Raw genomic sequence first — 6,066 nt, 5'->3', positions numbered from 1 at the left:
TCAGGCCTTCGGAAACGTCGGCATTCGTGACCGAGCCGAACAGGCGGCCGTCGACGCCGGCCTTCTGCGTGATCGACACCGTCTTGCCGTTCAGCTTCTCGGCCAGCGCCTGAGCGGCGCCGAGCTTGTCTGCAGCGACCTTCTCGAGTTCGGCGCGCTTGGCTTCGAACTCCTTGATCGCGACTTCAGTGGCGCGGCGCGCCTGGCGCGTCGGGATCAGGAAGTTGCGGGCGAATCCGTCCTTGACCTTGACGACATCGCCGAGGTTACCCAGGTTGGCGACTTTTTCCAGCAGGATGACTTCCATTTGGTAAAACCTCTTAACTTTTAACCTTCACCGTTCGCGGAATCATTCTTGACGCCTTTAGAGCGCGCCAGACGACCGCGAAAATCGATCAGACTGTCAACGACGGCCAACATAATCAGTAACGGATACACCACCACCAAGCACACGTAGGTTCCGATCAACCAGAACCTGAACGCGGGCTTTTCTGCCACTACGCCATGCAGCAGCGCCAACCCGGCCATTATCAGTGGCACGCTGAAAAACGGCTTCAACGCGGCCCACTGCGGCCCCAGATTCGCCACCAGCAAGACGCTGACCAACAGCACCGATGCCACCCCCGCCGGCAGTCGCAGCGCGCGAAACTCGCGCCCGAAACCGCCCGGGTTGTACAACAGCGCCTGCCAGTATCGCGCCAGCACCAGACACAGCAGGCTGATCACCTGCAGGGTCATTGCGGTAAATCCGATCAACGCCGGCACCGACAGCGACGCCTCGATCAGCTTGCGCTGAGCGTCCGGCAACTGAGGCTCCTGCGCACCGAGCATCTGCGGCCAGAACCCAAGCAGCTCTTTCGAGACCGCCTCGATCGGCTCACGCAATGCCGGCACCGCGCTCAATATCCCCGCGTACAGCAACCCCAGCGCCACGCTGCAGAGCAGCACGACAGACCAGGAAAAACCTGCACGCAAGAGCAGGGCCAGTCCCAGTGCACCGGCGGACACGAACAATAGCCGTGGGTCCCCCAGGTAACACCAGAGCAGCGCGGGCAGCAAAGCCCAGGCCAATATGCCCAGCGCATCCCGCGCGCCTCGGCGCAACAGCACCAGGCAGGCAGCAGCGCAACTCAGCCAGAACAACAGTGGCAGGATCGCAGCAGCCACCACCACGAAGGTGGCCTGCACGCGACCGCGCATGATGAACTCAGCCAAGACGCGCATCGGCGTTATCCCTTACCTCGTCGGCCCGTCAGTCTCAACGGCCGTGGCTGTCGGTGTAGGGCAGCAGGGCCAGGAAACGGGCGCGCTTGATAGCGGTCGCCAGCTGACGCTGATAACGGGCCTTGGTACCGGTGATACGGCTAGGAACAATCTTGCCGGTTTCCGAGATGTACGCCTTCAGGGTGTTGAGATCCTTGTAATCGATCTCCTTCACGTCTTCAGCGGTAAAACGGCAGAACTTACGACGACGGAAAAAACGTGCCATGAGAGTGGCTCCTCAATAGGTCCGTGGATTACTCGTCAGCGTTATCGCTGGCGTCGCTGTTATCGCTGTCATCGCCATCGGCGGAGTCAGCGTGCTCAGGACGGTCACGACGCTCACGGCGTTCGCTACGGTTTTCCTCAGCCTTGAGCATCTCGGACTGGTCGATAACGGCCTCGTCGCGACGGATGACCAGGTTACGGATCACGGCATCGTTGTAGCGGAAGTTGTCTTCCAGCTCAGCCAGGGCTTTGCCAGTGCATTCAACGTTCAGCATCACGTAGTGAGCCTTGTGGACGTTGTTGATGGCATAGGCCAGTTGACGACGGCCCCAGTCTTCCAGGCGGTGAATCTTGCCGCCGTCTTCTTCGATCAGCTTGGTGTAACGCTCGACCATGCCGCCGACTTGCTCGCTCTGATCCGGGTGGACCAGAAAGATGATTTCGTAATGACGCATAAATGCTCCTTACGGGTTGTAGCCTGCCGCCCTAAGCGGTCAGGCAAGGAGTGAATATCACTGTGAGTCTCACCGCACGCAGGAATCCGCTAGCAACACGAAAACCTACCCGGACGGCAAGGCGCGCCATTCTAGAGAAGGGTCGCCGCAGACGCAAGGCAATTGGTGATTATTTGAACAGCGCGAGGCACCGTAGCGACAAGCATCAAGCGATCAGCGGCAGGCCTGCCGCTGATCGCGCTTGCTTATTTGGGGCTTTTGCCTTGCCGCTTGGCGCTGCTGCGCTGACGCAGCGCTTCAAACAGGCACACGCCGGTGGCGACCGAAACGTTCAGGCTGCTAACGCTGCCCGCCATCGGCAGGCGCACCAGGTAGTCGCAATGGTCGCGCGTCAGACGACGCATGCCCTTGCCCTCGGCGCCCATGATCAGGATGGTCGGCCCGGTCAGGTCCTGCTGGTAGAGCTCCTGTTCGGCCTCACCGGCCGTACCGACCACCCACAGGCCACGCTGCTGGAGTTTTTCCAGGGTGCGCGCAAGATTGGTCACCGCCACCAGGGGGATCACCTCGGCCGCTCCACAGGCCACCTTGCGCACGGTTGGACTGAGCGTGGCCGACTTGTCCTTGGGCACTATTACCGCCAGGGCACCGGCCGCATCGGCGGTACGCAGGCAGGCGCCGAGGTTATGCGGATCGGTCACGCCGTCGAGTACCAGCAGCAAGGGCGGCCCTTCCGCCCGGTCGAGCAACTCGTCGAGCATGGCTTCGCCCCAGACCTGGCTGGGGCTGACTTCGGCCACCACGCCCTGGTGTACGCCTTCGACCCAGGCGTCCAGCTCACGCCGCTCGGCCTGGCCGACCGGCACCCGCGAAGCGCTGGCCAGTTCGATCAGGACCTGCACCCGTGGGTCATTACGCCCCTCGGCCAGCCAGATCTGCTTGACCCGCTTGGGGTGGTGGCGAAGCATGGCTTCCACGGCGTGTACGCCGTAGATTTTTTCCAGATCACTCATGGCTTGGCCTTGGGCTTGCGCGCCCCGGCCGGTTTCCCCGCAGGTTTGGACGGCCCCTTGCGGTGCTTGGACGTAGTGTCCGCGGACGCCGCGCGGCCTTTGCCGGTCTTGGCCTCATTCAACAAGGCCTGTTTCAGCTCGCGACTCTTGCGCACGTCAGGCGCGCCGCCCGCAGCGTCCGCAGAACGGCTCGCGCGCCCACCCGTGGCCGGCTCGTCGCCAGCGCCACGGCGCTTGCGCCCGACGGCGGCTTCCACCACGCCCTGGGCCATCTCGAAGTCGATCTTGCGCTCGTCCAGGTCGACCCGCATGACCTTGACCTCGACGCTGTCGCCAAGGCGGAAACTGCGCCCGCTGCGCTCGCCCGCCAGGCGATGATGCACAGGATCGAAGTGGTAGTAGTCACCCGGCAAGGCGGTGACATGCACCAGACCTTCGACATAGATGTCCTTGAGCTCGACGAACAGGCCAAAGCCGGTCACCGCGGTAATCACACCCGGGAAGGTCTCGCCGACACGGTCCTTCATAAACTCGCATTTCAGCCAGTTCACCACATCGCGGGTCGCCTCGTCAGCACGTCGCTCGGACAGCGAGCACTGCTCGCCCAACTGCTCCAGCGCCGCCTCGTCGTACGGGTAGATCCGTGCCCGCGGAATGGTCATGGCGCCGGCCCGCTTGACGTGCGGGGTGTCCGCCTTGGAGCGGACCATGCTGCGGATCGCGCGATGGATCAACAGGTCGGGGTAACGCCGGATGGGCGAGGTGAAGTGGGCGTACGCGTCGTAATTCAGGCCGAAGTGACCCTGATTGTCAGCGCTGTAGACCGCCTGGCTGAGCGAACGCAGCATCACGGTCTGGATCAGGTGGTAATCCGGACGCTCGCGAATGCTCTCCAGCAACGCTTGGTAATCCTTGGGCGACGGGCCCTCCTTGGACTTGCCACGGTGCAGCGACAGTCCCAACTCCGTCAGGAAGGCCTTGAGTTTTTCCAGGCGCTCCGGCGGCGGACCGTCATGCACCCGGTACAACGCCGGGATCTCATGTTTTTGCATAAATGCCGCAGTGGCTACGTTGGCCGCCAGCATGCATTCCTCGATCAGCTTGTGGGCATCGTTGCGCTGGGTCGGACGAATCTCCGCGATCTTGCGGCCGGCACCGAAGATGATGCGGGTTTCCTGGGTTTCGAAATCGATCGCACCGCGCTCGTGACGCGCCGCCAGCAGCACCTTGTACAGGGCATACAGCTGATTGAGGTGCGGCAGCACCGCCTTGTACTCACCGCGCAGCGCCTTGCCCTCGCCGCTTTTCGGCTGCTCGAGCATGGCACTGACCTTGTTGTAGGTCAGGCGCGCATGGGAGTGGATGACCGCCTCATAGAATTGATAATCGGTCATCTTGCCGGTCTTGGAGATACTCATCTCACAGACCATGGCCAGGCGATCGACATGCGGGTTCAACGAGCACAGGCCGTTGGACAGCTCCTCGGGCAACATCGGAATCACCCGCTCAGGGAAATACACCGAGTTGCCACGCACCTGCGCCTCGGCATCCAGCGCCGAGTCGACCTTGACGTAGTGAGACACGTCGGCGATGGCCACATAAAGCTTCCAGCCGCCGGAAAACAGTCGCCAATTGCTGCCGTTCTTCTCGCAATACACCGCGTCGTCGAAGTCGCGCGCGTCTTCGCCATCGATGGTGACAAAAGGCAGGTGGCGCAAGTCGACGCGCTTTTCCTTGTCCTTGTCCTCGACTTCCGGCTTGAGCTTGGCGGCCTCCTTGAGCACCGCCTCGGGCCAGACATGGGGGATGTCGTAGCTGCGCAGCGCGACATCGATCTCCATGCCGGGCGCCATGTAGTTGCCGACCACTTCGACCACATCGCCCTGGGGCTGGAAGCGCGGGGTCGGCCAGTGGGTGATCTTCACCTCGACAAACTGGCCCTGCTTGGCGCCGGCATTACGCCCGGGGGTGACCAGCACTTCCTGCTGGATTTTCGGATTGTCGGCCACGACGAAACCGATGCCGCTTTCCTCGTAATAACGTCCCACGATGCTTTCATGGGCACGGGCGATGACTTCCACCACCGCGCCTTCGCGCCGACCGCGCCGATCCAGGCCCGACACCCGCGCCAGGGCACGGTCGCCATCAAACACCAGGCGCATCTGCGCCGGACCGAGAAACAGATCCTCGCTGCCGTCATCCGGCACCAGAAAACCGAAGCCGTCGCGGTGACCGCTGACACGCCCGAGAATCAGGTCGAGCTTGTCCACCGGGGCATAGGTGCCGCGACGGGTATAGATCAACTGGCCATCACGCTCCATGGCGCGCAGGCGACGGCGAAGGGCCTCCAGTTGCTCGTCCGTGGTAAGGCCGAATTCGGCCACCAGCTCTTCCCGGCTCGCCGGCGAACCGCGATCGGACAGTTGCTGCAGAATCAGCTCACGACTGGGGATGGGGTTGTCGTATTTTTCCGCTTCACGGGCGGCCTCGGGATCGAGGGATTGCCAATCGGCCATTAGAAAGAATTCACCTGTTCTATATAGATTCGTTTTGTCATGCGCCTATTGAAGCGCGAAACCGCTATCTTGGTCTGCCTGAGCCCATGAATAAAGTTTTTTTTCACTCGGGGCTTTACAAGATTCCAAAGCCTCCGTATATTTCGCGCCACAACGACGCTACAGCGTGTTGAAGTTGCAAGTCACTGAGCAATCAGTAAAAACAACGAATCGCCCAGATGGTGAAATTGGTAGACACGCCAGCTTCAGGTGCTGGTGACCTTACGGTCGTGGAAGTTCGAGTCTTCTTCTGGGCACCAATTCAAAAAAACCGAGCCAAGTGCTCGGTTTTTTGCATCTGAGATTCGGGTTTTCAACCAAGCCCCGTACCGAGTCATGCGCCCCCCTCCGCCACGCCGCCCAAAAAGTCCCACAAAAGATTCTTCCGGTATTGCAAGTCATTGAGCAATCAGCGAAAATCACCAAATGCCCAGATGGTGAAATTGGTAGACACGCCAGCTTCAGGTGCTGGTGACCTTACGGTCGTGGAAGTTCGAGTCTTCTTCTGGGCACCACCTCAAAAAACCGAGTCCATGACTCGGTTTTTTTTCGCCT

6 protein-coding genes and 2 tRNA genes are annotated in these 6,066 nt (G+C 61.3%); 2 read left to right on the top strand and 6 right to left on the bottom strand.

Annotated elements, in window-relative coordinates:
• The 6 genes from rplI to rnr form a co-directional block, all read right to left on the bottom strand.
• On the bottom strand, positions 1 to 307 hold a 307-nt coding region (gene rplI, locus ABWY06_RS25335; RefSeq protein WP_353928355.1), incomplete at its 3' end, for a 50S ribosomal protein L9.
• Between the two features lie 20 nt (positions 308 to 327).
• Entirely contained in the window at positions 328 to 1,224 is an 897-nt protein-coding gene (locus ABWY06_RS25330) for a hypothetical protein (RefSeq protein ID WP_353928354.1), read from the bottom strand.
• A 34-nt stretch (positions 1,225 to 1,258) separates the two neighbouring features.
• Entirely contained in the window at positions 1,259 to 1,489 is a 231-nt protein-coding gene (rpsR, locus tag ABWY06_RS25325) for a 30S ribosomal protein S18 (RefSeq protein WP_181083052.1), read from the bottom strand.
• A gap of 28 nt (positions 1,490 to 1,517) precedes the next feature.
• On the bottom strand, positions 1,518 to 1,943 hold the full coding sequence (gene rpsF, locus ABWY06_RS25320) for a 30S ribosomal protein S6 (protein WP_353928353.1): 426 nt from the start codon (positions 1,941 to 1,943) through the stop codon (positions 1,518 to 1,520).
• A 245-nt stretch (positions 1,944 to 2,188) separates the two neighbouring features.
• A complete protein-coding gene (gene rlmB / locus ABWY06_RS25315) occupies positions 2,189 to 2,956 on the bottom strand; it encodes a 23S rRNA (guanosine(2251)-2'-O)-methyltransferase RlmB (protein ID WP_353928352.1) in 768 nt (255 codons plus the stop codon).
• A complete protein-coding gene (rnr, locus tag ABWY06_RS25310) occupies positions 2,953 to 5,472 on the bottom strand; it encodes a ribonuclease R (protein ID WP_353928351.1) in 2,520 nt (839 codons plus the stop codon). Before rnr ends, rlmB begins: the two co-directional genes overlap by 4 nt.
• Positions 5,473 to 5,684: 212 nt before the next feature.
• Between rnr and ABWY06_RS25305 the strand changes: the two genes are divergently transcribed.
• Both ABWY06_RS25305 and ABWY06_RS25300 read left to right on the top strand, forming a co-directional pair.
• Positions 5,685 to 5,771 (top strand) — tRNA-Leu (locus ABWY06_RS25305).
• Between the two features lie 168 nt (positions 5,772 to 5,939).
• A tRNA-Leu gene (locus tag ABWY06_RS25300) sits at positions 5,940 to 6,026 on the top strand.
• Positions 6,027 to 6,066 lie beyond the last annotated feature (40 nt).

It is taken from the genome of Pseudomonas sp. (genome assembly GCF_040514055.1).
Taxonomy (GTDB): Bacteria; Pseudomonadota; Gammaproteobacteria; order Pseudomonadales; family Pseudomonadaceae; genus Aquipseudomonas.
This window is presented reverse-complemented; position numbering and strand designations above follow the sequence as displayed.